The organism is Pseudomonas sp. FA117, assembly GCF_057370475.1.
In genome coordinates this window covers 480,184-504,668 of record NZ_CM170675.1, presented here as the reverse complement: position 1 = coordinate 504,668, position 24,485 = coordinate 480,184, and the positions used below count along the sequence as shown (strand labels likewise).

General features: G+C 65.1%; 24 protein-coding genes. 7 read left to right on the top strand and 17 right to left on the bottom strand.

Translation table 11 applies throughout. From position 1 onward, the window contains the following. The first annotated feature begins 53 nt into the window (after nt 1-53). The 4 genes from AC1TXO_RS02345 to AC1TXO_RS02330 all read left to right on the top strand — a co-directional run bounded on the left by AC1TXO_RS02345 (nt 54) and on the right by AC1TXO_RS02330 (nt 3,003). A complete protein-coding gene (locus AC1TXO_RS02345) occupies nt 54-836 on the top strand; it encodes an SDR family NAD(P)-dependent oxidoreductase (RefSeq protein ID WP_486404898.1) in 783 nt (260 codons plus the stop codon). 64 nt (nt 837-900) lie between these two features. Next, entirely contained in the window at nt 901-1,239 is a 339-nt protein-coding gene (locus AC1TXO_RS02340) for a histidine triad nucleotide-binding protein (protein WP_151925239.1), read from the top strand. Between the two features lie 66 nt (nt 1,240-1,305). Continuing rightward, nucleotides 1,306-1,953: a 2-polyprenyl-3-methyl-6-methoxy-1,4-benzoquinone monooxygenase gene (gene coq7, locus AC1TXO_RS02335; protein WP_486404897.1), complete on the top strand. Its 648-nt coding sequence runs from the start codon at nt 1,306-1,308 to the stop codon at nt 1,951-1,953. A gap of 9 nt (nt 1,954-1,962) precedes the next feature. Further along, on the top strand, nt 1,963-3,003 hold the full coding sequence (locus tag AC1TXO_RS02330) for a DUF2157 domain-containing protein (RefSeq protein WP_486404896.1): 1,041 nt from the start codon (nt 1,963-1,965) through the stop codon (nt 3,001-3,003). Between the two features lie 33 nt (nt 3,004-3,036). Here the strand turns inward: AC1TXO_RS02330 and AC1TXO_RS02325 are convergent, their stop codons facing one another. Beyond that, nucleotides 3,037-3,459, bottom strand: coding sequence for an OsmC family protein (locus AC1TXO_RS02325; RefSeq protein WP_486404895.1), 423 nt, complete (start codon nt 3,457-3,459; stop codon nt 3,037-3,039). Between the two features lie 190 nt (nt 3,460-3,649). On the opposite strand from AC1TXO_RS02325, the gene crp reads away from it, so the two are divergent. After that, nucleotides 3,650-4,294 carry a cAMP-activated global transcriptional regulator CRP gene (gene crp, locus AC1TXO_RS02320; protein WP_486404894.1) on the top strand — a complete coding sequence of 215 codons (645 nt, stop codon included), beginning with the start codon at nt 3,650-3,652 and terminating at the stop codon, nt 4,292-4,294. On the opposite strand, the gene AC1TXO_RS02315 is transcribed toward crp, so the two are convergent. The 4 genes from AC1TXO_RS02315 to AC1TXO_RS02300 form a co-directional block, all read right to left on the bottom strand. Then, nucleotides 4,291-4,995 carry a lipoate--protein ligase family protein gene (locus tag AC1TXO_RS02315; protein WP_486404893.1) on the bottom strand — a complete coding sequence of 235 codons (705 nt, stop codon included), beginning with the start codon at nt 4,993-4,995 and terminating at the stop codon, nt 4,291-4,293. The two genes, crp and AC1TXO_RS02315, sit on opposite strands and share 4 nt — an antisense overlap. Before the next feature lie 108 nt (nt 4,996-5,103). Continuing rightward, nucleotides 5,104-5,937 carry an indole-3-glycerol phosphate synthase TrpC gene (gene trpC, locus AC1TXO_RS02310; protein ID WP_486404892.1) on the bottom strand — a complete coding sequence of 278 codons (834 nt, stop codon included), beginning with the start codon at nt 5,935-5,937 and terminating at the stop codon, nt 5,104-5,106. After that, nucleotides 5,934-6,983 carry an anthranilate phosphoribosyltransferase gene (gene trpD, locus AC1TXO_RS02305; RefSeq protein WP_486404891.1) on the bottom strand — a complete coding sequence of 350 codons (1,050 nt, stop codon included), beginning with the start codon at nt 6,981-6,983 and terminating at the stop codon, nt 5,934-5,936. The genes trpC and trpD overlap by 4 nt, the downstream gene beginning before the upstream one ends. A 9-nt stretch (nt 6,984-6,992) precedes the next feature. After that, nucleotides 6,993-7,586 (bottom strand): aminodeoxychorismate/anthranilate synthase component II, encoded by a 594-nt coding sequence (locus tag AC1TXO_RS02300; protein ID WP_486404890.1) that lies wholly within the window; start codon nt 7,584-7,586, stop codon nt 6,993-6,995. A gap of 372 nt (nt 7,587-7,958) precedes the next feature. On the opposite strand from AC1TXO_RS02300, the gene estP reads away from it, so the two are divergent. Next, complete coding sequence (gene estP, locus AC1TXO_RS02295; protein WP_486404889.1) at nt 7,959-9,848, top strand: esterase EstP; 1,890 nt, start codon at nt 7,959-7,961, stop codon at nt 9,846-9,848. Between the two features lie 113 nt (nt 9,849-9,961). On the opposite strand, the gene trpE is transcribed toward estP, so the two are convergent. The 9 genes from trpE to AC1TXO_RS02250 form a co-directional block, all read right to left on the bottom strand. Next, on the bottom strand, nt 9,962-11,443 hold the full coding sequence (gene trpE / locus AC1TXO_RS02290; protein WP_486404888.1) for an anthranilate synthase component I: 1,482 nt from the start codon (nt 11,441-11,443) through the stop codon (nt 9,962-9,964). Nucleotides 11,444-11,513: 70 nt separating this feature from the next. Continuing rightward, nucleotides 11,514-12,332 (bottom strand): phosphoglycolate phosphatase, encoded by an 819-nt coding sequence (locus tag AC1TXO_RS02285; RefSeq protein ID WP_486404887.1) that lies wholly within the window; start codon nt 12,330-12,332, stop codon nt 11,514-11,516. Then, a complete protein-coding gene (gene rpe, locus AC1TXO_RS02280; protein WP_486404886.1) occupies nt 12,329-13,003 on the bottom strand; it encodes a ribulose-phosphate 3-epimerase in 675 nt (224 codons plus the stop codon). The genes AC1TXO_RS02285 and rpe overlap by 4 nt, the downstream gene beginning before the upstream one ends. Nucleotides 13,004-13,191: 188 nt before the next feature. After that, complete coding sequence (locus tag AC1TXO_RS02275; RefSeq protein WP_486404885.1) at nt 13,192-14,019, bottom strand: ABC transporter permease; 828 nt, start codon at nt 14,017-14,019, stop codon at nt 13,192-13,194. Nucleotides 14,020-14,030: 11 nt separating this feature from the next. Beyond that, nucleotides 14,031-15,278: an ABC transporter permease gene (locus AC1TXO_RS02270; protein ID WP_486404884.1), complete on the bottom strand. Its 1,248-nt coding sequence runs from the start codon at nt 15,276-15,278 to the stop codon at nt 14,031-14,033. A 66-nt stretch (nt 15,279-15,344) separates the two neighbouring features. Then, complete coding sequence (locus AC1TXO_RS02265; protein ID WP_486404883.1) at nt 15,345-16,379, bottom strand: ABC transporter substrate-binding protein; 1,035 nt, start codon at nt 16,377-16,379, stop codon at nt 15,345-15,347. A 40-nt stretch (nt 16,380-16,419) separates the two neighbouring features. Beyond that, nucleotides 16,420-17,532, bottom strand: a complete 1,113-nt coding sequence (locus AC1TXO_RS02260) for an ABC transporter ATP-binding protein (RefSeq protein ID WP_486404882.1) — start codon at nt 17,530-17,532, stop codon at nt 16,420-16,422. Between the two features lie 275 nt (nt 17,533-17,807). Beyond that, complete coding sequence (locus AC1TXO_RS02255) at nt 17,808-18,437, bottom strand: response regulator (RefSeq protein WP_486404881.1); 630 nt, start codon at nt 18,435-18,437, stop codon at nt 17,808-17,810. Between the two features lie 10 nt (nt 18,438-18,447). Next, entirely contained in the window at nt 18,448-20,832 is a 2,385-nt protein-coding gene (locus AC1TXO_RS02250) for a PAS domain-containing sensor histidine kinase (protein WP_486404880.1), read from the bottom strand. Nucleotides 20,833-20,926: 94 nt separating this feature from the next. Between AC1TXO_RS02250 and AC1TXO_RS02245 the strand changes: the two genes are divergently transcribed. Then, nucleotides 20,927-21,928, top strand: coding sequence for an alpha/beta hydrolase family protein (locus tag AC1TXO_RS02245; protein WP_486404879.1), 1,002 nt, complete (start codon nt 20,927-20,929; stop codon nt 21,926-21,928). Between the two features lie 85 nt (nt 21,929-22,013). On the opposite strand, the gene AC1TXO_RS02240 is transcribed toward AC1TXO_RS02245, so the two are convergent. The 3 genes from AC1TXO_RS02240 to AC1TXO_RS02230 are packed head-to-tail and all read right to left on the bottom strand — an operon-like array spanning nt 22,014 to nt 24,467. Further along, on the bottom strand, nt 22,014-22,778 hold the full coding sequence (locus AC1TXO_RS02240; protein ID WP_486404878.1) for a TerB family tellurite resistance protein: 765 nt from the start codon (nt 22,776-22,778) through the stop codon (nt 22,014-22,016). 1 nt (nt 22,779) lies between these two features. Beyond that, a complete protein-coding gene (gene murU / locus AC1TXO_RS02235) occupies nt 22,780-23,451 on the bottom strand; it encodes an N-acetylmuramate alpha-1-phosphate uridylyltransferase MurU (RefSeq protein ID WP_486404877.1) in 672 nt (223 codons plus the stop codon). Next, a complete protein-coding gene (locus AC1TXO_RS02230; RefSeq protein ID WP_486404876.1) occupies nt 23,448-24,467 on the bottom strand; it encodes an aminoglycoside phosphotransferase family protein in 1,020 nt (339 codons plus the stop codon). The genes murU and AC1TXO_RS02230 overlap by 4 nt, the downstream gene beginning before the upstream one ends. Between the last annotated feature and the right edge of the window lie 18 nt (nt 24,468-24,485).

Genomic DNA, 24,485 nt, shown 5'->3' with positions numbered 1-24,485 from the left:
AGCCCCGGCCAAGCTGTACACTAGGCGCCCTCTTTCGTCCCCAGGAGCCTTGCATGACCCGTTACGCCATGATCACCGGAGCTTCCAGCGGCCTGGGCCTGGCCCTGGCGGAGGCCCTGGCGCGGCGCGGGCGCAACCTGATCCTGGTGGCACGTCACCGTGAAACCCTGGAACCGATCGCCATCGAGTTGACCCAGCGCTTCGGCGTCGAGGTGCTGCTGCGCGCCTGCGACCTCAGCCAGCCCCTTCGCCTGTCCGGCTTCGTGCTGGAACTCGAAGAAGGCGAGCGGCGCATCGATCTGCTGGTCAACTGTGCGGGGCAACGCACCTATGGGCCGTTCCTGGCCCACGAATGGGCCGATGAGCAGGACCTGCTGGAGGTCAACATTCTCGCCCTGACCCGCCTGTGCCACGCCATCGGCAACCTGATGGCGGTGCACGGCGGCGGTCAGATCCTCAACGTCGCCTCGCTGGCCAGCGCTGCACCGGGGCCGTGGATGGCCTGCTACAGCGCCAGCAAGGCCTACGTGCTGAATTTCTCCGAGGCTCTGCGCGAAGAGCTGCGCCGTACCGGGATCAAGGTTTCGGTGCTGTGCCCGGGGCCGGTCCGCTCGGCACAGCGGCGCATACCGCGGCTGGAAGGCGGTTCGCGCTGCCTGAGCGCCGAGGAAGTGGCGCTCTACACCGTGCGCGCACTGGACCGCAACCGCGCGCTGATCATGCCCGGCCGCCGCAACCGCTGGCTGGCCTTCGTCCCGCGCCTGTTGCCGCGCTGGTTGAGCCGCAAGCTGGCCGGTGTGATCCATCGCCGCTATTGCCCCGTCGGCGCCGAATGACCCCTGTCCGAGCGACGCTTCGCTGAGTACACTGCGCTTCGACCCTCACCAAGGAGCAAGTGAAGTGGACGATCTATTCCTCAAGATCATCAACCGGGAAATCCCGGCGGATATCATCTACGAAGACGACCAGATCCTGGCCTTCAAGGATATCGCCCCTGCGGCACCGGTACATTTTCTGGTCATCCCGAAAAAGCACATCCCGACCCTCAACCACCTGACCGAAGAAGACAAGGCCCTGGCTGGCCACATCCTCTTCACCGCCCAGCGCCTGGCCGTGGAGCAGGGCTGCGAGGAAGGTTTCCGCGTAGTCATGAACTGCAACCCCAAGGGCGGCCAGACGGTCTATCACATCCACATGCATGTGCTCGGCCAGCGCCAGATGAACTGGCCACCGGGCTGACCCAAGGCAAGCCCATCGAGCGTGATTGGGTTAAACTGTCGGGCATCACTTTCGCGGAGGTGCCCGATGGCTACCGAACGTCACTATTCGCCGCTCGACCGCTTGCTGCTGCAGGCCGACACCGCCATGCGCACCTTGCTGCCCTTCAGCGGCCAACCTTCCCGCCCCTCGCCCGCCATCATCCAGCCCGATGTCGAGCTCGACGAATCGCAGACCCGCCACATCGCCGGCCTGATGCGCATCAACCACACCGGTGAAGTCTGCGCCCAGGCGCTCTACCAGGGCCAGGCCCTGACCGCCAAGCTGCCCCAGGTGCGCAAGGCCATGGAGCATGCCGCCGAGGAAGAGATCGACCACCTGGCCTGGTGCGAACAGCGCATCCGCCAGCTGGGCAGCCACCCGAGCGTGCTCAACCCGCTGTTCTACGGCATGTCGTTCGGCATCGGCGCGGTCGCCGGCCTGGTCAGCGACAAGGTCAGCCTCGGTTTCGTCGCGGCGACCGAGCATCAGGTGTGCAAGCACCTGGACGAACACCTCGAGCAGATCCCCGAGCAGGACGAAAAGTCCCGCGCCATTCTCGAGCAGATGCGCGTCGATGAAGCGCAGCACGCCGAGTCTGCCCTGGAAGCAGGCGGCTATCGCTTCCCTGCCCCGGTGCGTTTCGGCATGAGTTTGCTGGCCAAGGTGATGACCAAGAGTACCTACCGTATCTAGGACCAACCGATGACCGAGCGCTTCGATGCCAAGGACCTGGCCAGCGCGGTAAGCGCCGGCATCCTCCAGCCAGGACAGGACCGGGCGCTGCTCGAGTTCCTGCGCCAGCAACCGCAGCAGCAGGGCCGGTTCCAGCTGGCCCATGTCGCCTTCTACTTCGGCGCGCTGCTGATCATGGCCGCCATGGGCTGGCTGCTCACCGAAGCCTGGATGCGCATCGGTGACACAGCCCTGCTGGCCGTCGCCCTTCTCTATATCAGCGCGCTCACCCTGTTCGCCCTGTCACTGCAGCGCCGTGGCCAGGCCATCCCGGCCGGTGTCCTGGCCGCAGTGGCGGTGAGCATCGTGCCCCTGGCCGTGTTCGCCATCGAGCGCCTGCTCGGCTGGTGGCCGCTGGATGACGTGCAGTTCGACTACCACCAGTACTACACCTACGTGCAGGGTGGCTGGCTGCTGATGGAAGCGGCAACCGTGCTGGCCGGATTGCTGATGCTGCGCCTGGTGCCCTTCCCCTTCATCGTCATGCCGATTGCCGTGGCCCTGTGGTTCATGTCCATGGACCTGAGCGAATGGTTCTACGGCGAAGTGTTCAGCTGGGAACAGCGAGAGAAGGTGTCGGTGTGGTTCGGCCTGGCGCTGCTGGCCGTGTTCCTGGTCATCGACGGGCGCACCCGCCGCGACTATGCCTATTGGGGTTATCTGGCGGGGCTTGCGGCGTTCTGGGGCGGGTTGACCTCGATGAACAGCGACAGCGAGGTGGGCAAGGCGCTCTACTGCCTGATCAACCTCGGCCTGATGGGCTGTGCAGTGCTGCTGCGCCGTCCGATGTTCATGGTTTTCGGCGCCCTGGGCGTGGCGGCGTACCTGGGGTACCTGTCGTATGACGTATTCGCCGAGTCGTTGCTGTTCCCGGTGGTGGTGACCCTGATCGGGCTGGCGGTGATCGGCCTCGGTCTGGCCTATCAGAAACGTCGCGAACAACTGAGCCAGTCGCTGCGCGCCAGGCTACCGCAATGGCTGCTGAACGCGCTACCCGCCCTGCGCGACTGAGAATCGGGGCCGGCTGGCGGCCCCCCGGCAGTCTCAGCCCAGCTCTACGATTTCGTAGCCATGGGTGATTTCCACGCCCGCACGGTCGAGCATGATCGAGGCCGAGCAGTATTTCTCCGCCGACAGCTCTACCGCACGCTTGACCTGCGCCTCCTTCAGCCCACGGCCCTTGACCACGAAATTCAGGTGAATCCTGGTGAACACTTTCGGGTCTTCGCTGGCGCGCTCGGCTTCGAGGAAGGCTTCGCAGCTTTCCACCGCCTGTCGGGATTTCTTCAGGATGCTGACCACATCGAAGCTGCTGCAGCCGCCCAGGCCGAGCAGCAGCATTTCCATGGGGCGCACGCCCAGGTTGCGACCGCCAGCCTCGGGAGGACCGTCCATGACCACGACATGCCCACTCCCCGACTCACCGAGGAACATGGCCTCACCGGCCCACTGGATGCGTGCCTTCATCTATCCGGACTCCTGATTTCGTAAAAGGCCGTCAGCTTAGACCTTGTAGCGCTGTCGGAAAAGCTCAAGACGTTAGGGTTTCATGCCGATAAATCCGAAGTGTCTGATAAGCTGACGCCAATTCACTGGCGCTTACTGTCAGTTACACCCTACAAAAATATCTCTGCGTCGCTCGAACAGGATTTTCGTGATGGTTGCCTCAGCACTTGCTGCCAAGATCAAGAATATCGACAAGCTGCTGGTACATTGCCAGCGCCGCCGTTATGCCGCCAAGAGCAACATCATCTGCGCCGGCGACCGGGCAGAGACGCTGTCGTTCATCGTCAAGGGTTCGGTGACCATTCTCATCGAGGACGACGAAGGTCACGAGATGATCATCGCCTACCTCAACAACGGCGATTTCTTCGGAGAGCTCGGGCTGTTCGAGCCGGCGGGTCCAGAGCAGCAGCGCAGTGCCTGGGTGCGTGCCAAGACCGAATGCGAAGTGGCCGAGATCAGCTACGACAAATTCCGCGAGCTGGCCCGGCATGACCCGGACATTCTCTACGCCCTCGGCAGCCAGATGGCGCAACGCCTGCGCAACACCACGCGCAAGGTCGGCGACCTGGCCTTCTTCGACGTCACTGGCCGTGTCGCCCGTTGCCTGCTCGACCTGTGCAAGCAGCCGGATGCGATGACCCACCCCGACGGCATGCAGATCAAGATCACTCGTCAGGAGATCGGCCGGATCGTCGGTTGCTCGCGCGAGATGGTCGGCCGCGTACTCAAGGATCTCGAGGAGCGCAGCCTGGTGCAAGTCAAGGGCAAGACCATGGTGGTCTACGGCACCCGCTAGTCCTTGGGCAGTGCCGCGATCACCCCAGCGTAGGCCTGGGACAGGCGCTCGAACCAGGGCGCAGCCGGCGCCACTTCATGCAAAGCGATATGACTGTCGGCGCGGCAGCGCTGCTCCAACCCGCAACATTCATTGAAGCGGTTGACCGCCGCCACCATCGACTCGCGCTCGTTGTCCAGCAACAGCGCGCCATGCACCAGCACCACCGGGCGCTTGCCGCCCAGCCCCTGGCGCCAGCGCTGGGCGGTGCCGACCAGCTTGCGACCATCGAGGTTGACGTTGTAGCGCCCATCGCAGAACGCGCCATCGATCTCACCAACCGAAGCCACGCCGCCCCATTCGCGTAGCACATCGCACAACGGCAGGCACAACCGCTCGTATGCGTTCTCGATACGTCCGTGATCGCCTTCGCTGCGCGGAGCCACGTACACCAGCGCGACGTTCACCGTTGCATGGGATTGCGGCACCGGCTCACCACCGGTTTCACGCAGCAACACCGGCCAGCCGGCAATGGCAAGCTCGGCGCAGGCGGCTTCGAAGTTGTCGAGTCGGCTCATGCGCCGCGGCATGACCAGGGCATGGTCGGTCGGGCGCCAGAAGAGCACGCCGGATTCCCGCTCACCACGGCAGACGGCGGCGAGCAGTTCCTGTTCGGCGTGCAGGCCCTGCTCGACAGTGAGGGCCAGGGGTTGATCGGTCATTGATCCACCTTGCTAGTCAGGCTCACCGGCCACTTCGCGGGCTTGCCTGCGAAGTGGCCGGAACAGTCATACAAAAAAGCCGGCATCAAGCCGGCTTCATGTTTTCGATCAGTCCAGAGGCTGAACAGTCTTCTTCACCTGATCGGGGAAGAACAACCGCTGCAGCTCGAGCCCCGGCTGTTCGGCGCGCATGAAAGCCTCGCCGACCAGGAACGAGTACACCTCGTTGATTTCCATCAGCTCCACATCGGCGCGGTTGAGGATGCCGCTCTCGGTGATCGCCAGACGGTCGCGCGGGATGCGCGGCAGCAGGTCGAGGGTGGTGTCCAGGCTGACTTCGAAGGTGTGCAGGTTACGGTTGTTGACCCCCACCAGCGGTGTGTCGAGGGTTTTCAGCGCACGCTCGAGCTCATCGCCATCGTGCACCTCGACCAGCACGTCGAGGCCGACGTCCTTGGCGGTGGCTGCCAGCTCAGCCATCTTCACGTCGTCCAGTGCCGAGACGATCAGCAGAACGCAGTCGGCACCCAGGGCACGGGCTTCGACGATCTGATAGGGATCGACCATGAAGTCCTTGCGGATCACCGGCAACGACACAGCGGCGCGGGCCTGTTGCAGGTATTCGTCAGCGCCCTGGAAGTAATCCACGTCGGTGAGCACCGACAGGCAGGTGGCGCCACCCTTCTCGTAGCTGACCGCAATTTCCGCAGGCACGAAGTGCTCGCGAATCACGCCCTTGCTCGGCGACGCCTTCTTGATTTCAGCGATGACCGCCGGCTGCTTGCGCCTGGCCTGCTCGATCAGGGCGTTGGCAAAGCCACGCGGGGCATCGGCCGCCTTGGCCAGACGCTCGAGTTCGCCAAGGTTCACGCGCGCACTGCGCTCGGCCACTTCCTGGAACTTGCGGGCGATGATTCTTTCCAGCACCGTCGGTACGCTCATGCTCCGTTCTCCTGCTTGAATACCGCGGTAAAGGCGCCCAGTTCCTGGAGCTTCTCCCAGGCAAGGCCGGTGTGCAATACGTCGTGGGCGAGTTCGACGCCCGATTTCAGGCTCATCGCGTGGTCGGCGGCATACAGCGCTGCGCCTGCGTTGAGCACGATCATTTCGGCAGCCTTCTGACCGTTCTCGGTCTTGCGCCGGCCCAGCGCATCACGGATCAGCGCCAGCGAAGCCTGTGGATCATCCACCGCCAGGCCATGCAGGCTCTGGCTTTTCATGCCGAGGTCTTCGGGCTCGACCCAATACTCGCTGATCTCACCTTTCTTCAGCTCCGCGACGAAGGTCGGCGCAGCCAGGCTGAACTCGTCCAGGCCATCCTTGGAATGCACCACCAGCACATGCTTGCTGCCCAGGCGCTGCAGCACTTCAGCCAGCGGGCGGCACAGGGCCTGGGTGAACACGCCGACCACCTGGTGCTTCACTCCGGCCGGATTCGTAAGCGGGCCGAGCATGTTGAACAGGGTGCGCAGGCCCAGGTCACGACGGGGACCTGCGGCGTGCTTCATTGCGCTGTGGTGGGTCTGGGCGAACATGAAGCCGATGCCCAGGCTGTCGATGCAGCGGGCCACCTGAACCGGCGTCAGGTTCAGGTAGATGCCGGCCGCTTCCAGCAGGTCGGCGCTGCCGCTCTTGCCGGACACCGCACGGTTACCGTGCTTGGCCACCGGGCAACCGGCGGCGGCCAGGACGAAGGCCGAGGCCGTGGAAACGTTGAAGATGTTGGCACCGTCACCGCCCGTGCCGACGATATCGACCACACCGTCGAGGCTTGGCAGTTCGACCTTGTCGGCCAGCTCGCGCATCACCGAGACGGCGCCGACGATCTCGTCGATGCTTTCGCTCTTCATGCGCATGCCCATGAGGAAGGCGCCGATCTGCGCTTCACTGCACTGCCCGGTCATGATCTGGCGCATGACATCGCGCATTTCTTCGGTAGACAGGTCCAGGTGGCCGACGATGCGGCTCAGCGCGCTCTTGATATCCATGATCGATCCTTAACGGCGGCCGCCGGTCTGCTTGAGGAAGTTGGCGAACAGCTCGTGGCCCTGCTCGGTGAGGATGGACTCGGGGTGGAACTGCACCCCTTCGATGTTCAGGGTCTTGTGGCGCAGGCCCATGATCTCGTCGACCGAACCGTCTTCGTGGGCGGTCCAGGCGGTGACTTCCAGGCAGTCCGGCAGGGTTTCGCGCTTGACCACCAGCGAATGGTAGCGGGTGACGGTCAGCGGGTTGTTCAGGCCGGCGAACACGCCCAGGTCACGGTGGAACACCGGGCTGGTCTTGCCGTGCATCACCTGGCGCGCACGCACCACGTCGCCGCCGTAGGCCTGGCCGATGGACTGGTGGCCCAGGCACACGCCGAGGATCGGCAGCTTGCCGGCAAAATGCAGGATGGCCTCGATGGAGACACCGGCTTCGCTCGGCGTGCATGGGCCGGGCGAGACGACGATGCGCTCGGGGTTCAACGCTTCGATCTGGGCGATGGTCATTTCATCGTTGCGAATGACCTTGACCTCGGCACCCAACTCGCCGAGGTACTGGACGACGTTGTAGGTGAAGGAGTCGTAGTTGTCGATCATCAGTAACATCTGGGGCAACCTCTTGAATCTACTGACTTTGCTTTCGAGCCTTCCTGCGCCGGCCGTGAGCGCGCAGATGCCGCGACGGCGATGATGGAACGACAGGAGGGCAAACGGGGGCGGGCCGGACAGGACCGGCAGGAGAAAGAGTCAGGCGCGCCAACGCCAACGGGCGTGAGCCTTGATAACGCGCATCAGGAGTTTGCTGACGATCAACACGGGGTAGTTCTCGCTCATACGTCCCGGCACAGTAGCCTACCGCAGCGACAGGCGCAATACGCCGTAATTACCGGCAAACGAACGGACTTGGAACCCGTTCCCGCTTTTTTGCTAAGGTCTTCTAGCTCGTCCTCATAAAAACAACGAAACGGAACTTCAGACATGCGACAGCCACCCTTCCTGCGCACCACCCTGTGCCTGCTCACCCTCGCCTGCAGCCAGGCGATGGCGGCGCCTTCGCCCTACTCTTCGCTGATCGTGTTCGGCGACAGCCTCAGCGATGCCGGACAGTTTCCCGACCTGACCGGCGGTACAGAGGGTCGGCGCTTCACCAACCGCGATGCCAATGGCAATTTCGCCCCGGTGTCACCGATGATTCTCGGCGGCCGGCTCGGCATCGACCCGGACCAGCTCAACCCATCGACCTCCCTGGGAACTCGTCCGGACGGCAACAACTGGGCAGTCGGCGGCTACCGCACCGACCAGATCCTGAACTCCATCACCGACACTTCCGAGCTGGTCGTACCACCGGGCAACCCGGGAGCCGGAGCAGTACTGCGCGAACGCCCGGGCTACCTGGCCAATGGCATGCGGGCCGACCCGAATGCCCTCTACTACATCACCGGCGGCGGCAACGACTTCCTTCAGGGCCGAGTCAACAGCGCCGCTGATGCCGCCGCCGCAGGCGCGCGCCTCGCCGCCAGTGCCCAGGCCCTGCAACAGGGCGGCGCGCGCTACATCATGGTATGGCTGCTGCCCGACCTGGGGCAGACCCCGAACTTCAGCGGCACCCCGCAGCAAGGCCCGCTGTCGCAGCTCTCGGGGGTGTTCAACCAGTCGCTGCTCAACCAACTGCGCCAGATCGACGCTGAAATCATCCCGCTGAACATCCCCACCCTGCTCGGCGAGGCCCTGCGCAGCCCGGCGGAATTCGGCCTGGCCGCCGACCAGAACCTGGTCGGTACCTGCTACAGCGGCGACGGCTGCGTGCAGAACCCGGTCTACGGCGCCAACGGCAGCAACCCTGACCCGACCCGCCTGCTGTTCAACGACTCGGTGCACCCGACCATTGCCGGCCAGCAACTGATCGCCGACTACGCCTACTCCATCCTCGCCGCGCCCTGGGAGCTGACCTTGCTCCCGGAAATGGCCCACGCCAGCCTGCGCGCCCATCAGGATGAGCTGCGCAACCAGTGGCAGACGCCCTGGCAAGCGGTGGGCCAGTGGCAGGCCTTCGTCGCCACCGGCGCCCAGGACCTGGACTTCGGCAGCCAGCGCAGTTCGGCCAGTGGCGACGGCCGCGGCTACAACCTGACCCTGGGTGGCAGCTACCGGCTCGATGACGCCTGGCGCGTCGGTTTGGCGGCAGGTGTCTACCGGCAGAAACTGGAAGCAGGCCAGCAAGACTCCGACTACAAGCTCGACAGCTACCTGGCCAGCGCCTTCGCCCAGTTCCGCCAGAACCGCTGGTGGGCCGACGCAGCGCTGACCGCTGGTCACCTGGACTACAGCGACCTCAAGCGAAGCTTTGCCCTTGGCGCCAGCGAACGCACCGAGAAGGGCGACACCGACGGCGAGGCCTGGGCGATCAGCGGGCGACTGGGCTACAACCTGGCTGCCGACGAAAGCGCCTGGCAACTGGCACCGTTCATCAGCGCCGACTATGCGCGGGTCAAGATCGATGGCTATGACGAGAAGAGCGGACGCTCGACGGCGCTGGCCTTCGACGATCAGGAGCGCAAGTCGCGGCGCCTGGGCGCGGGCCTGCTGGGCAGTGTGCAGGTGCTGCCGGGCACGCGGTTGTTCGCCGAGGTGGCGCGCGAGCACGAGTTCGAGGACGACCGCCAGGACCTGACCATGCACCTGACCACCCTGCCGGGCAACGACTTCACCCTGGCCGGCTACACGCCGCACAGCAACCTGACCCGAGCGAGCCTGGGCCTCAGTCATGAACTGGTGCCGGGGGTGAACCTGCGAGGGAACTACAACTGGCGCAAGAGCGATGAGTTGACGCAGCAGGGGGTGAGCCTGGCCTTGAGCCTGGACTTCTAGAGGAAATCGCGATGAATCTGTAGGAGCGGGCTTGCCCCGTGATGGGCTGCGCAGCAGCCCCTCACATGCATCCACCAAAAACGGCGCTCACCAGAGCGCCGTTTCTTCTTCCGTCAGCCGCGTGGCGTCTGCTCGGCCAGCGCCACCGCGCGGAACATCGCCCGGCGCTTGTTGATGGTCTCTTCCCACTCCAGTGCCGGCACCGAGTCGGCAACGATGCCGCCACCGGCCTGGACATGCAGTTCGCCGTCCTTGATCACTGCGGTACGGATGGCGATGGCGGTGTCCATGTTGCCGTTCCAGGCAAAGTACCCCACCGCACCACCGTAGACGCCACGCTTGACCGGCTCCAGCTCGTCGATGATCTCCATGGCCCGGATCTTCGGCGCACCCGACAAGGTACCGGCCGGCAGGATCGCGCGCAGGGCGTCCATCGCCGTCAGCCCCTCGGCCAGCTCGCCGGTGACGTTGGAGACGATGTGCATCACGTTCGAATAACGCTCGATCACCATCTTCTCGGTCAGGCGCACGCTGCCGGTGGACGACACGCGCCCCACATCGTTGCGCCCCAGGTCGATCAGCATCAGGTGCTCGGCGATTTCCTTGTCGTCCGACAGCAGGTCGTCTTCCAGCGCCCGGTCGGCTTCCTCGTTGGCGCCGCGCGGGCGGGTACCGGCGATCGGACGCACCGTGACCAGGTTGTCCTCGACCCGCACCAGCACTTCCGGCGAACTGCCGACGACGTGGAAGTCGCCGAAGTTGAAGAAGTACATGTAGGGCGTCGGGTTGAAGCAGCGCAGCGCACGATACAGGTCGATGGGCGCAGCCTTGAAGTCGATGGACATGCGCTGCGACGGCACCACCTGCATGCAGTCGCCAGCGAGGATGTACTCCTTGATCCGGCCGACCGCATTCTCGTAGTCGTCCCGGGTGTAGCTGGAGCGGAATTCGGGCTCGGCGGCCATCGGCCCGCTGAGGTCCAGGCCGCGGCGCGGCGTGATCGGCTGGCGCAGTTTCTCCAGCAAGCCGTCCAGGCGCGCCTTGCCCTGCTCGAAGGCCTGCTCCTCGGACGGGTCGACCAGCACGATCGCATGCATCTTGCCGGCCAGGTTGTCGAACACCACCACTGCGTCGGAGACCATCAGCAGGATATCCGGTACGCCCAGCGGATCCGGATTCGGGCTGGCGCCCAGGCGCTTCTCGACATAACGCACGCAGTCGTAGCCGAAGTACCCGACCAGGCCACCGTTGAAACGCGGCAGGCCAGGAATGTCGGCGACTTTGTAGCGGTCCTTGAACGACTCGACGAAGGCCAGCGGATCCTCGACCTCGTGGCTTTCCACCTCGACGTCATCCTGCAGGATGCTCACCTGATAGCCATGCACACGCATCACCGTGCGCGACGGCAGGCCGATCATCGAGTAGCGCCCCCACTTCTCCCCGCCCTGGACGGACTCGAGCAGATAGGAGTTGGCCTGGTCGGCAAGCTTCAGGTAGATCGACAGCGGCGTGTCGAAGTCGGCCAGGGTTTCGCAGGCCAGGGGAATGCGGTTGTAGCCGGCAGCGGCCAGGCGCAGGAATTCTTCGCGGGTCATGGGTAGCCTCGTGGCAAGCAGCAATGGGGTCGGGCAAGCGGACGGGCCGGCGGGCGCCGGCGAGCGGGAGTCAGGCGCGCCAGCGCCAACGGGCCAGGGCCTTGATGACTTTCATCCAGAATTTGCCGGTAACACTCACAGTGGAGTCTCTGTCTTGGGAGGCTTGAAGGTCCGCCCACGTTATCCCAGTGTCGGTGACTAAGCAACCGGGCAGCAGCAGGCGTAGATCGTCGAGTACCAGGCTGGGCGACTCCTCGTCGATCGGCCGCCCGTGGTTGTAGCCGTAGGTCAGGCCGACGCTCTTGACGCCGGCCGCCCTGGCCGCCTGTACGTCACTGCGCGAGTCGCCGACGAACAGCGATTGCTCGGGCGAAATGCCGGCCATCTTCATGACGAACAGCAGCGCTGCGGGATCGGGCTTTTTCTGTGGCAGAGTGTCGCCGCCGATGATCCAGCGGAAGTAACGGCCGATCTTCATCTGGTCCAGCAGCGGGCCGACGAAGCGCTCGGGCTTGTTGGTGATCAGCGCCATCTCCACGCCCTGCTTGCGCAGCCAACGCAGGGTGTCGCGCACCCCGGGGTAGACCACGGTCAGCTCATGGCTTTGGGCATAGGCTTCCATGAACAGTGCCAGCGCACGCTCGGCCAGTTGCGCATCGACGGCGTCGTGCTCGATGCCGCTGGCCAGGGCGCGGCGCACCAGCACCTCGGCGCCGTTGCCCACCCACTGGCGCACAGCGTCCAGCCCGGCGGGCGGGCGGCCGAGTTCGAGCAGCATGCGGTCCACGGCGGCGGCCAGGTCAGGTACCGAATCGATCAAGGTGCCGTCCAGATCGAACATCACCAGCCTGGGCAGCGTCCCTGGAAACAGCTGCTCGAAGCCACTCATCGGCGGGCCAGGGCCAGTTCGGCGCGCATCTTGGCAATCACTTCCTGGTAGTCCGGGGCGTTGAAGATCGCCGAGCCTGCCACGAAGGTGTCGGCGCCAGCGGCGGCGATTTCGCGGATGTTGCCGACGTTGACGCCGCCATCGATCTCCAGGCGGATATCACGCCCACTGGCATCGATCAGCGCACGGGCCTCGCGCAGCTTGTCGAGGGTACCGGGGATGAACTTCTGCCCGCCGAAGCCCGGGTTGACGCTCATCAGCAGGACCATGTCGACCTTGTCCATCACGTATTTCAGCGCGTCCAGGCTGGTCGCCGGGTTGAACACCAGGCCGGCCTTGCAGCCACCGTCCTTGATCAGTTGCAGCGAACGGTCGATGTGTTGCGAGGCTTCCGGGTGGAAGGTGATGTAGGTGGCGCCGGCCTCGATGAAGTCGCCGATGATGCGGTCGACCGGGCTGACCATCAGGTGCACGTCGATCGGCGCGGTCACGCCGTACTTGCGCAGTGCCGTGCAGACCATCGGGCCGATGGTCAGGTTGGGCACGTAGTGGTTGTCCATGACATCGAAGTGAACGATGTCGGCCCCGGCGGCCAGAACCTTGTCGACGTCCTCGCCCAGGCGGGCGAAATCGGCGGAAAGAATGGAGGGGGCAATAGCGTAGGGCTGCATGGCGCACCTATGTGGTGGAAATCACGGTGGCGCGCATTGTAACCCAGGGAAGTGGATGGGGGCTGATCGGTATCAATCGGTGTCGAACGGTGCACGGAACCAGGGTTGCCTGTACCGCCCTCATCGCGGGGCAAGCCTGCTCCCACAGGTGCCCCGCCGTTCACGAGAGCAGCGTTGTACCTGCAGGATCAGGCCGGCTGCTGGGTCCGCATCTTCTCGCTGCGCCCGCGCAACCATTCCAGGGTCAGCAGCAGGATCACCGAGAAGGCGATCAGCAGCGTGGCCGCCGCCGCGATGGTCGGGCTCAGGTTCTCGCGAATGCCGCTGAACATCTGGCGCGGCAGGGTCGCCTGCTCGGGGCCGGCGAGGAACAGCGTCACCACCACTTCATCGAACGAGGTGGCAAAGGCGAACAGTGCCCCGGAGATCACCCCCGGCGCAATCAGCGGCAGGGTTACCCGACGGAAGGCCAACAGTGGCGAGGCACCGAGGCTGGCCGCAGCGCGCACCAGGTTGTAGTTGAAGCCCTGCAGGGTCGCCGACACGGTGATGATCACGAACGGCACCCCCAGCACCGCATGCACCAGGATCAGCGAAATGAAACTGTTGCCCATGCCCAGCGGCGCAAAGAACAGGTAGCTGGCCACACCGATGATCACCACCGGCACCACCATCGGCGAAATCACCAGCGCCATCACCAGCGACTTGCCGGGGAAGTCGCCGCGGGTCAGGCCGATCGCCGCCAGGGTGCCGAACACCATGGCCAGCACCGTCGCCGCCGGGGCGACGATGATGCTGTTCTTCAGCGCGCGCATCCACTCGGCGGAGCCGAAGAAGTCCTGGTACCACTGCAGCGAAAAGCCCTGCAACGGGTACACCAGGAAGCTGCCGCTGTTGAACGACAGCGGAATGATCACCAGCACTGGCAGCACCAGGAACAGCAGGATCAGGCCGCAGAGAATGCGCAGGCTGTAGAACCAGACCCGCTCCACGGGCGACATGTAAGGGCTCGGCATGACAAGGTTCCTCAGCTCAGGCGCAGGCGGCTGGCACCGACCAGCCAGCTATAGATCAGGTACAGCAGCACGGTCGCCAGCAGCAGCAACCCGCCCAGGGCGGTGGCCATGCCCCAGTTGATGCTGGTGTTGGTGTAGAAGGCGACGAAGTAGCTGACCATCTGGTCGTTCGGGCTGCCGAGCAGCGCCGGGGTGATGTAGTAGCCGATGGCGAGGATGAACACCAGCAGGCAGCCGGCACCGACACCGGCGTAGGTCTGCGGGAAGTACACCCGCCAGAAGCTGGCGAACGGATGGCAGCCCAGCGAGATCGCCGCACGCATGTAGCTCGGCGAGATGCCCTTCATCACGCTGTACAGCGGCAGGATCATGAACGGCAGCAGGATGTGCACCATGGAGATGTAGACACCGGTGCGGTTGAACACCAGCTCCAACGGCTGATCGATGATGCCCGTGGCCATCAGCGCGCTGTTGATCAGCCCGCCCGACTGCAGCAGCACGATCCACGCCGCCACCCGCACCAGGATCGAGGTCCAGAACGGCAGCAGCACCAGGATCATCAGCAGGTTGCTCTGCCGCGTCGGCAGGTTGGCCAGCAGGTAGGCCAGTGGATAGGCCAGCACCAGGCAGATCACGGTGATCACCACACCCATCCACAGGGTACGGGCGAAGATGTCCAGGTAGATGGCCTGGTCGGGAGTGGTCCTGGCGATCTCGCCAAGGTCGTCGATGCGGTGGTCCACCGACGCCAGCAGGTAGAACGAGGTGACGCTGCTGGTGTTGCGCCGGATCGCCTGCCAGTAGGCCGGGTCGCCCCAGCGCTCGTCGAGTTGCTGCAGCGCGTCCTTGTAGGAGGCCGGCTCGTTCTTGAACGGCAAGGCGCGCGCGGTCTTGGCAAGCAGGCTGCGGTAGCCGGCCAGCTCCATGTTCAGGCGCTTGGAGGTATCGCCCAGGGTCTGGTTGCGACGCGACTCGGCCAGGTCTTCGCTCAGGGCCTTGTAGACGTTCTCGCCCGGCAGGCTCTTGCCATCCCACTGGCCGATCATCTCGACGGTACGCGGCAGGCCACCGACCACTTCCGGGTTGCCGACGCTCTTGTACAGCAACGCTGCGATCGGCACCAGGAACACCAGCAGAAGAAACAGCGCCAGCGGCGCGATCAGCGCCTGGGCCTTCCAGCGGTTGACCCGCTCGGCACGCTTGAGGCGCTGCTTGAGACTTGGACCGGCGCCTTCGTTGAGGGGCACTGCAATGGCCATGGCGAACTCCGAAAACCAGGAAAACGGGAAGCGCCGCCGCCCGGGGCGGCGCTCCGACAGCGCGGGTTACTTCTTCGCCGCCCAGGCGTTGAAGCGTTGTTCCAGCTGCTCGCTGTTGTCAGCCCAGAAGGCCACGTCGATCTGCACCTGGTTGGCGATGTTCTCGGGCGTGGTCGGCATATCTTTCTTCACCGCGTCCGACAGCAGGCTCACCGCCTTGGTATTGGCCGGGCCGTAGGCGATGTTCTCGGAGTAGGTCTTCTGCTGTTCGGGCTGCACGCTGTAGGCGATGAATTTCTTCGCCTCTTCCGCGTCCTTGGCGCCTTTCGGGATGGCCCAGGCGTCGAAGTCGTAGATGCCGCCGTTCCACACGACCTTGAGGTTGCTCTCTTTTTGCACTGCAGCAATGCGGCCGTTGTAGGCCGAGCTCATGACCACGTCACCCGAGGCCAGGTACTGCGGCGGCTGGGCGCCGGCCTCCCACCACTGGATGCTCGGCTTGAGCTCGTCGAGTTTCTTGAAGGCGCGGTCCACGCCTTCCTTGGTGCCCAGCACCTGGTACACATCCTTGGGTGCGACACCGTCGGCCATCAGGGCAAACTCGAGGGTGTACTTGGCGCCTTTGCGCAGGCCGCGCTTGCCGGGGAATTTCCTGGTGTCCCAGAAATCGGCCCAGCTGGTGGGGGCGGTCTTGAGCTTGTCGGCGTTGTACGCCAGCACCGTCGACCAGACGAAGAAACCCACGCCGCACGGCTGGATGGCGCCCTTCACGTAGTCCGACTCGTTGCCGAACAGCGCCGGGTCGAGTTCTTCGAACATGCCTTCGTCGCAACCACGGGCCAGTTCCGGCGATTCCACTTCCACCAGGTTCCACGACACGCTGTTGGTGTCGACCATGGCTTTGACCTTGGCCATCTCGCCGTTGTACTCCCCGGCGACGATCTTGCCCTTGCCGGCCTTCTCCCATGGCTCGTAGAACGCCTTGACCTGCGCCGCCTTGTTGGCACCGCCGAAGGACACCACGGTCAGGTCCGCCGCCAGGGCCTGGCCTGCGGTGAACAGCCCCAGGGCCAGGGCGGTCAGTTTCAGCTGCTTGTGCATTATTATTCTCTCCACAGTACAGGGTTGGTGAAGCAGTCCATCAATGGGCCAGGGCAATCGGATCGAGCGCGCGGGCGTGCTCGACCTCCCAGCCAAGCGGTACCACATCGCCCACGGCCAGGGCCGGGTCGAGTTCGGCGATCGGCTGCTTCACGAAGAAGTCGGCCTTGCCGCAGACTTCCAGGCGCACCCGCACGTGGTCGCCCAGGTAGATGAACTCGGCCACGCGGCCGGAGAAGCGGTTGACGCAATGCTCGCTGCGGCCATTGAGGCGCACGCGTTCGGGGCGGATCGACAGGGTCACCGGCTCGCCGGCCTGGCCGACGTTCACCGCCAGCGCCTGGACCTTCTCACCCCGCGCCAGCTGCACCTGGCAGCGCTCGCCGTCGCGCGCCAGCAGGGTGCCGTTGATGCGGTTGTTCTCGCCGATGAAGTTGGCGACGAAGGTGTTGGCGGGTTCTTCGTAGAGGGTGCGCGGGTCGGCGATCTGCTGGATCTCGCCCTGATGGAACACCGCCACGCGGTCGGACATGGTCAGCGCCTCGCCCTGGTCGTGGGTCACGTAGACCACGGTCACGCCCAGACGCTGGTGGATGTGCTTGATCTCCATCTGCATGTGCTCGCGCAGTTGCTTGTCCAGCGCGCCGAGCGGCTCGTCCATCAGCACCAGCTGCGGCTCGAACACCAGTGCCCGCGCCAGCGCCACGCGCTGCTGCTGGCCACCCGAGAGCTGGCCGGGATAGCGCTTGGCGAAGCTGTCGAGCTGGACCATGTTGAGCACGCGCTTGACCCGTTCGCTGATGTCGGTCTTGCTCAGGTTGCGCACGCTCAGGGGAAAGGCCAGGTTCTCGGCCACGGTCATGTGCGGGAACAGCGCGTAATTCTGGAACACCATGCCGATGTCACGCTTGTGCGGCGGCACGTTGTTGATCGAGCGTCCGGCCAGCTGGATCTCGCCGGCGGTGGGCGTCTCGAAGCCGGCCAGCATCATCAGGCTGGTGGTCTTGCCCGAACCGGAAGGACCGAGCAGGGTGAGGAACTCGCCTTTGCGGATGTCGAGGTTGAGGTCCTTGACGATCAGCGATTCGCCGTCGTAGCTCTTCTGCACACCACGGAAGCTGACCAGCGTCTCGTTCGAATTCGCCTCGCTCATGCCCTGCACCTTCTTGTTGGAATGACTGCGTAGGCAACAGGCTAGAAGAACGGCAAAGCTCCGGAAATCGGGGGCGCTGAGAGAATGTCATCATCCGGATGGAAGAGTTGTTGTAGGGATTGCCCTACAAAGATGACGCGATTGGAATACTCCTCACCCCGACACCTCCAACCCTGTGGGAGCGGGCTTGCCCGCGAAGAGGTCCACACAGACACAGTGATCGACAGGCAGGGATCTTTCGCGGGCAAGCCCGCCCTCACAGATGCATGTCGCAATCAGACCAGCTTGTGCTCCATCGCATACTTCACCAGCTCCGCCAGCGAGTTGACCTTGAGCTTCTGCATCAACCGCGCCTTGTGGGTGCTGATGGTCTTGCTCGACAGCGCCAGTTGCTGGGCGATGTCGTTGACGTTGGCACCCTGGGCCAGGCGCTCGAACACCGAAAACTCACGTTCCGACAGCAGCGTGTGCAGCGGCCGGGTCTCGGTCAGGCCCACCTCGAAGACCATACGGTCGGCCAGCGCTGGGTCGATGTAGCGCCCGCCACCGGCGACGCGGCGGATCGCGGTCAGCAGCAGCGCCGGGTCGCTATCCTTGGTCGCATAGCCCGCCGCCCCCGCCTTGAGCGCGCGTGCCGCCATCTGCGCTTCGTCGTGCATCGACAGCACCAGGATGGCCGGCGGGCTGCTCAATGCGCGAATCCGCGGAATCGCTTCCAGGCCGTTGACGCCCGGCATCGAGATATCCAGCAGCACCACCTCGCAGGGCGTATGGCGCAGGGTTTCCAGCAACTGCTCACCGTTGCCGGCCTCGCCTGCTACCTGCATGTCCCTGGCCAGACCAATCAGCTGCTTGATGCCTTCACGGACGATAGTGTGGTCTTCGGCCACCAGCACTCGAATCACGGTGTTTCTCCTAATCCAGGGGGATCGCCACGCTCAGGCTGGTGCCCTCGCCCGGCTCGCTTTCCAGGCTCACGCTGCCGCCCAGCATCAATACGCGCTCACGCATGCCCACCAGACCGAACGAACTGGGTCGTGCCTGTTCAGGGCTGAAACCGGCGCCGTCATCGATCACCGTCATGCGCAGGTGGTCGCCTTCGAGCCTGAGCTCGATCTGCACCGTATGCGCCCGGGCATGCCGCATGACGTTGGTCAGCGCCTCCTGCAGGATACGAAACAGGCCGGTGGCCTTGGCATCGCTCAATGCTGGCAGATGATCCGGCACCTGCACCAGGCAGGGAATCTGCGTACGCGCTTCGAAGCGGCGGGCCTGCCACTCGATCGCCGAGGCGATCCCGGCATCGAGGATCGGCGGGCGCAGCGCAGTCGCCACGTCGCGGACCAGCTGGAACAACTGGGCGATCAGGCGCTTCATGCTGGCGAGCCGCTCGTCCAGCCCGGGGTCGAGCGCGGCATAGGCCAACTCGCACATCGACACCTCCAGCTTGAGTACGGTGAGCATCTGCCCAAGCTCGTCGTGCACTTCGCGGGCGATACGCGCCTTCTCTTCCTCGCGCACGCTCTCCAGGTGCGCCGACAGCTCGCGCAGTTGCTCCTGGGAACGCGCCAGCGCCAGCTCGACCCGCTTGCTCTGGGTGATGTCCCAGACGACACCGTCCCACACCACGCGGCCATCGGCCTGGCGCCGGGCGCTGGCCTTGATGTCGGCCCAGCGCTGCTCGCCCTCGCGAGTGAGGATGCGCCCTTGCCACGACCAGTCCCGGTCGTTGGCCAGGGCCAGGTCCTGGACCCGGTGATAATCGGCGCGGTCGTCGGGATGGACCAGGTTGCGCAGGCCCATGTCGGCATGCTGGATCTCGGCCGGCGCGTAACCGACCAGCGCCTCGCTGCCCTCGCTGACATAGGGGAACTCCGGCTCGCCCTCCGCCGGATCGCGCTCCAGGCGAAACACCAGCCCCGGCACGTTGCCGGCAATACCCTTGAGCCGCGCCTCGCTCTCGCGCAGGGCGGCGAGGGCGCGGCGGCGCTCGGTGACGTCGGTGATGAACACAACCAGGTATTCGGCATCGCGAAAACGCAGGAAGCTCAGCGACAGTTCCACCGGCAGCAGGCTGCCATCGACCCGCCGGCACTGGGTCTCGAATGCCTGTATCTCGCTGTCACCCGCTCGCGCGCGCTTCCACAGCTGCAACCAGCGGTCCATATGCAGGTTGGGTTCGATATCGATCAGTGGCCGCTCGAGCAGTCGGCCTTCGGCAAACCCGAGCATGCGTTCGGCGGCATGGTTGGCGTAGCGCACATGGCTGTCCCAGTGCACCCAGAGGATACCGACGGTGCTCTGGTCGATGGAGAACTGGCTCAGGCGTAGCGCCTCCTCGCGAGCCTGACGCTCCACCAGGCTCTCACGCGCCGCCAGCAAGCCCCGCTCCAGACGGCGCTGTTGACGGCGCTGCATCACCAGCGTGGCCAGGGCACAGAGCAGCAGAAGGCCGAACAGCAGAGCCAGGTTCTGCCAGAAGCCCGCCGACTCGCCCAGGCGCGAATAACGGGGCTGCAACCAGCGCTGGTGGAGCTGTTCCAGCTCCTTGGCCGGCATTGCCTGCAGGCCACGTTCCAGGACATCGGCCAGCAGCGGCCAGTCGCGCCGCGAGCCGATACGCAGCAACTGTGGCAGGCCGATATCCCCCACCACCACCATGTCGCCGAATTCGCTTTCGCGCGACAGACGGCTGAGCTGCGCCTCGTCCAGCACGGCATAGCTCACCTGACCACCCAGCACCCATTGCAACGCCTCGCGTTCGTTGGGCACGCCCTGCAGGTTGAGGTTGGAGTAGTTGCCGCGCAGGTAGTCGGCGAGCATCCCCGGCATGCGCACCGCCACCCGGTCGGCGGCGCCGAGTTGCTCCAGGTCCACCGCTCGCGCTGCGCTGCGCAAGCCCACCACCAGCTGCGGTACGCGCATGTACGGGTCGCTGAACAGCCACAGCCGCAGGCTGGCCGGGGTCTGGGTCAGGCCGGGTGCAAAGTCGATCTCGCCGGCCTGCAGCGCGTGCTCCAGGGCAGCCTGATCCGGGAAGTTGCGCCAGGTCAGGTCCAGGTCGAGCGCGCGTCCCAGCCAGCTCACCAGGTCGACGTTGGCCCCGTACAATTGCTGCAGGCGGCGGTCGAACTGAGCGTAGGGCGCCTGCAGCACCAGCCCGACGCGCAGGCTGCGGTGGCCGTCCAGCCATTGCTGCTGGGCAGGCTCCAGCACCACCGGCGCAACCTGGGCCTGGCCCAGGGCAATCAAGGGCAGCCACAACCAGCCGATAACCCACAGGCAACGCATTCGCTTCATCGATACGCTCGTCTTGGCAATGACGGTCACCTGCGTGGCCGTCGCGGGCAAATACTATTAGGCTGCCGGTATCATTCTGGCCTTGGGTTGATCCATGTTCATACTTTATCGCACGACGCTGGCCATGTTCTGCCTGGCCTCGGCACTACCGCTCGCGGCCCACGCCGCCGACCCCGACAAACCTGCCACGGCGGCCGAAACCGCTGCCGTTCGTGCACCGCTGAACGAGCGCAGCCAGGAAGACGCACAGGCCCTCGAACGCCTGGTACCCAAGGCCGAACAGAAGACCTTGCAGGCCGATGGCGAAAACTTCCTCGCCCTGTGGAAGCCGGCCAACGACAGCAACCCCAAGGGTGCCGTCATCATCGTGCCTGGTGCCGGCGAAACCGCTGACTGGCCCAACGCCGTCGGCCCACTGCGCAGCAAGTTCCCCGATGTCGGCTGGCACAGCCTGAGCATCAGCCTGCCCGACCTGCTCGCCGATGCTCCCCAGGCGCGCGCCGCCGACGCCCCGGCAGCGCAGCCCGCCAAGGACCAGGGCAAGGGCGCCAGCGCTCCGGCCAAGGATACGCCGGACGACGCCAACGCCAACGTCGCCCAGGCCACCGCTGCCGATGCCGACACCGCGCAGGGCACCGATGCGGTACAGGCCGACGAACAGAACGACGAGGCCGACGCCACGCGCATCAATGCCCGCCTCGATGCCGCCGTGGCCTTCGCCCAACAGCAGAACGCCCACAGCATCGTGCTGATCGGGCACGGTAGCGGCGCGTATTGGGCGGCACGCTACGTGAGCGAGAAGCAGCCACCGCAGGTTCAGAAACTGGTGCTGGTCTCGGCGCAGACACCGGCACGCGTCGAGCATGACCTGCAAGCGCTGGTGCCGACACTCAAGGTGTCGACCGCCGACATTTACTTCGTCACCCGCACCCGCGACCAGAACGCAGCCAAGCTGCGCCTGCAGGCCAGCAAGCGTGAGAAGGACAGCCAGTACCGCCAGCTGTCGCTGATTGCCATGCCAGGGGACAAGGCAGCGGAGCAGGAACAGCTGTTCCGCCGGGTCCGCGGATGGTTGATGCCGCAGGAAGCGGAGTAACGGGCAAGTGCGGCAGTGGGTTCTTCGCGGGCAAGCCCGCTCCCACGGCCCACGAACACTCCAGCACCGTACTCAGCCCTGAAACTCAGATCCCACGACGCTTGCGAATCAACGCATAGGCCTGGTGCAGCTCGCGAGTCCGCTCGGTCGCCTCGCGCACCCGGGCCTCGCTCGCACCACTGCCGACCAGCTTGTCAGGGTGATGCCGGCTGACCAGGCGTCGATACGCCTGCTTGATCCGATCGGCCTCGGTGTCAGCCTCGACCCCCAGCAGCCGCAGGGCCGCCGCATAGGTCATCACTCCACCCTCGACCGCCGAGCGGCTCGGCTCGTACTCCAGCGACAGGGCCTGCACCTGCTTGCGACTCATGCCCAGTTGCAGGCCCCAGTCCAGCAGCAGTTCCCGCTCGTGGCGCCCCGCCTTGCCATCGGCCCAGACCATGCGCCAGCACGCCCGCAGCGTACCCTCGGCGCCATGGGGCTGCTGGCCGATGCGGCGCAGGTGCTGCCCCAGACGATCCTTGCCCGCCTTGCCGCGATTGAACGCGGCAATCGCCCGCAGTCGCGCAGGTTCGGCAAGGTCGAGCCGGGTCATTTCCTGGCGCGCCTGTTGAATGTGCCCCTCGGCCACCCGCCCATCGCTCTTGGCCAGACGCCCCAGCAGGACGAACAGCAACTCTTCGTCACGCAACGCCGGACGGCCACCCAGGCGCTCGCGCACATCCTCCCAACCCTGCAGGCGCAGGCGCCGATCCATGGCCTGGCCCAGCAACGCCCCCAGCAAGGCGCCGGGAATGCTGGCCACGGCAAAACCGGCTCCGGCACCGATCACTGTGCTCGGCCACCACATCTCAGGCACTCTCGCCGATCAGGCGCTCGACTTCGGCCAGGCGCTCGAGCGTGCCGACGTCGACCCACTGGCCGCGATAATGCTCGCCACTGACCTGCCCGGCAGCCATCGCCTGTCGCAACAGAGGGGCGAGCTTGAAGGCACCAGGCTGGCAACCCTCGAACAGTTTCGGGTCGAGCACCGACAGGCCGCTGAAGGTCAGGGTGCCCGGGGCATCGTCACCATCGACCACATGCTCGCCATCGAGGCGGAAGTCGCCACGTCCGTGATGGCCGGGATTGTCCACCAGCACCAGGTGGGCGAGCCCCGACAGCGGCTGGCACAGGCGGCTGAGGTCATAATCGGTCCAGACATCGCCGTTGACCAGCAGGAACGGCTTATCGCCCAGCAATGGCAAGGCCTTGAAGATTCCGCCGCCGGTTTCCAGCGGTTCGCCCTCGGGCGAATAGCGGATGCTCAGGCCGAAGCGGCTGCCGTCACCCAGGTGCTCTTCGATCTGCTGGCCGAGCCAGGCGTGATTGATCACCACTTCGGTGACACCTGCCTTCGCCAGGGCCTGCAGGTGATACTCGATCAGCGGCTTGCCCGCCGCCGGCACCAGGGGTTTGGGCGTGTGCAGGGTCAGGGGGCGCATGCGCTCGCCCTTGCCCGCCGCCAGGATCATCGCCTTCATGGTTGCGCTCCGGCCTTGAGCTCGGCGATCAGCTCGGCAAGTTCGGCGAGTTCCGGACGACGACCGATCACTTCATCTATATAGGCGAAGAAGCGCGGCACATCGCCGAGATAACGCGGCTTGCCATCGCGATGACAGATGCGGGCGAAGATCCCGATCACCTTCAGGTGACGCTGTACGCCCATCAGGTCGCTGGCGCGCTGGAAGTCCTCGAACTCAGGCTGCACGGGGATACCTGCGGCGCGCGCCTTGTCCCAGTAGCTGCGCAGCCAGGCGTCGACACGCGACTGCGGCCAGCTGAGGAAGGCATCCTTGAACAGGCAGGTGATGTCGTAGGTGACCGGACCGTAGACCGCATCCTGGAAATCCAGCACGCCCGGGTTTGGGGCACTGTGCATGAGGTTGCGCGGCATGTAGTCGCGGTGCACCAGCACCTTGGGCTGGGCCAGCGCGCTGTCGATCAGCAACTGGCTGATGCGCTGCCAGCGCGCCTGCTGTGCATCGTCGAAGGTCAGTTTCAGCTCACGCCCGACATACCATTCAGGGAACAGCTCCAGCTCGCGGCGCAACAGGGCGACATCGTAGCTGGGCAGCCCGGCATCCATCGGCAGGTGCTGGAACGCCAGCAGCGCAGCGATCGCATCGGCGAACAATGCGTCGGCGTTCTCGCCATCAATGATGTCCAGATATGTCTTGCGACCCAGATCGCTCAGCAACAGGAAGCCGCGCTCAAGGTCCTGGGCGTGGATCACCGGCACATTGACCCCGGCACCGGCCAGCAACTGGTCGATGGCGACGAAAGGCGCGCAGTTCTCCTGCGGCGGTGGTGCGTCCATGATCACGAAGCTGTGCCCGGCGCCCTCCCAGCGGAAGTAGCGGCGAAAGCTCGCATCGCTGCTGGCGGCGGTCAGGCTGCCGGCGGGCACCTCGCCCCAGGCGTTGTCGCGGAAAAGAATCTGAAGCTGTTGTTCGAGCCAGACAGTCAGTTGTTGCAGGCGTACATCGTGGTCGGGCATTACAAGGGTCTCCGACGG

Bases quoted from the DNA above. Each gene is read 5' to 3' on its own strand.
- crp (WP_486404894.1), top strand. From the start codon at position 3,650: ATGGTTGCCTCAGCACTTGCTGCCAAGATCAAGAATATCGACAAGCTG.
- AC1TXO_RS02285 (WP_486404887.1), bottom strand. From the start codon at position 12,332: ATGAGTGGCTTCGAGCAGCTGTTTCCAGGGACGCTGCCCAGGCTGGTG.
- trpE (WP_486404888.1), bottom strand. From the start codon at position 11,443: ATGACCCGCGAAGAATTCCTGCGCCTGGCCGCTGCCGGCTACAACCGC.
- AC1TXO_RS02270 (WP_486404884.1), bottom strand. From the start codon at position 15,278: ATGGCCATTGCAGTGCCCCTCAACGAAGGCGCCGGTCCAAGTCTCAAG.
- AC1TXO_RS02250 (WP_486404880.1), bottom strand. From the start codon at position 20,832: ATGAAGCGAATGCGTTGCCTGTGGGTTATCGGCTGGTTGTGGCTGCCC.
- AC1TXO_RS02315 (WP_486404893.1), bottom strand. From the start codon at position 4,995: ATGACCGATCAACCCCTGGCCCTCACTGTCGAGCAGGGCCTGCACGCC.
- trpC (WP_486404892.1), bottom strand. From the start codon at position 5,937: ATGAGCGTACCGACGGTGCTGGAAAGAATCATCGCCCGCAAGTTCCAG.
- AC1TXO_RS02230 (WP_486404876.1), bottom strand. From the start codon at position 24,467: ATGCCCGACCACGATGTACGCCTGCAACAACTGACTGTCTGGCTCGAA.
- coq7 (WP_486404897.1), top strand. From the start codon at position 1,306: ATGGCTACCGAACGTCACTATTCGCCGCTCGACCGCTTGCTGCTGCAG.
- AC1TXO_RS02240 (WP_486404878.1), bottom strand. From the start codon at position 22,778: ATGTGGTGGCCGAGCACAGTGATCGGTGCCGGAGCCGGTTTTGCCGTG.
- AC1TXO_RS02330 (WP_486404896.1), top strand. From the start codon at position 1,963: ATGACCGAGCGCTTCGATGCCAAGGACCTGGCCAGCGCGGTAAGCGCC.
- AC1TXO_RS02265 (WP_486404883.1), bottom strand. From the start codon at position 16,379: ATGCACAAGCAGCTGAAACTGACCGCCCTGGCCCTGGGGCTGTTCACC.
- rpe (WP_486404886.1), bottom strand. From the start codon at position 13,003: ATGCAGCCCTACGCTATTGCCCCCTCCATTCTTTCCGCCGATTTCGCC.
- AC1TXO_RS02325 (WP_486404895.1), bottom strand. From the start codon at position 3,459: ATGAAGGCACGCATCCAGTGGGCCGGTGAGGCCATGTTCCTCGGTGAG.
- AC1TXO_RS02345 (WP_486404898.1), top strand. From the start codon at position 54: ATGACCCGTTACGCCATGATCACCGGAGCTTCCAGCGGCCTGGGCCTG.
- AC1TXO_RS02245 (WP_486404879.1), top strand. From the start codon at position 20,927: ATGTTCATACTTTATCGCACGACGCTGGCCATGTTCTGCCTGGCCTCG.
- estP (WP_486404889.1), top strand. From the start codon at position 7,959: ATGCGACAGCCACCCTTCCTGCGCACCACCCTGTGCCTGCTCACCCTC.
- AC1TXO_RS02275 (WP_486404885.1), bottom strand. From the start codon at position 14,019: ATGCCGAGCCCTTACATGTCGCCCGTGGAGCGGGTCTGGTTCTACAGC.
- murU (WP_486404877.1), bottom strand. From the start codon at position 23,451: ATGAAGGCGATGATCCTGGCGGCGGGCAAGGGCGAGCGCATGCGCCCC.
- AC1TXO_RS02260 (WP_486404882.1), bottom strand. From the start codon at position 17,532: ATGAGCGAGGCGAATTCGAACGAGACGCTGGTCAGCTTCCGTGGTGTG.
- AC1TXO_RS02300 (WP_486404890.1), bottom strand. From the start codon at position 7,586: ATGTTACTGATGATCGACAACTACGACTCCTTCACCTACAACGTCGTC.
- trpD (WP_486404891.1), bottom strand. From the start codon at position 6,983: ATGGATATCAAGAGCGCGCTGAGCCGCATCGTCGGCCACCTGGACCTG.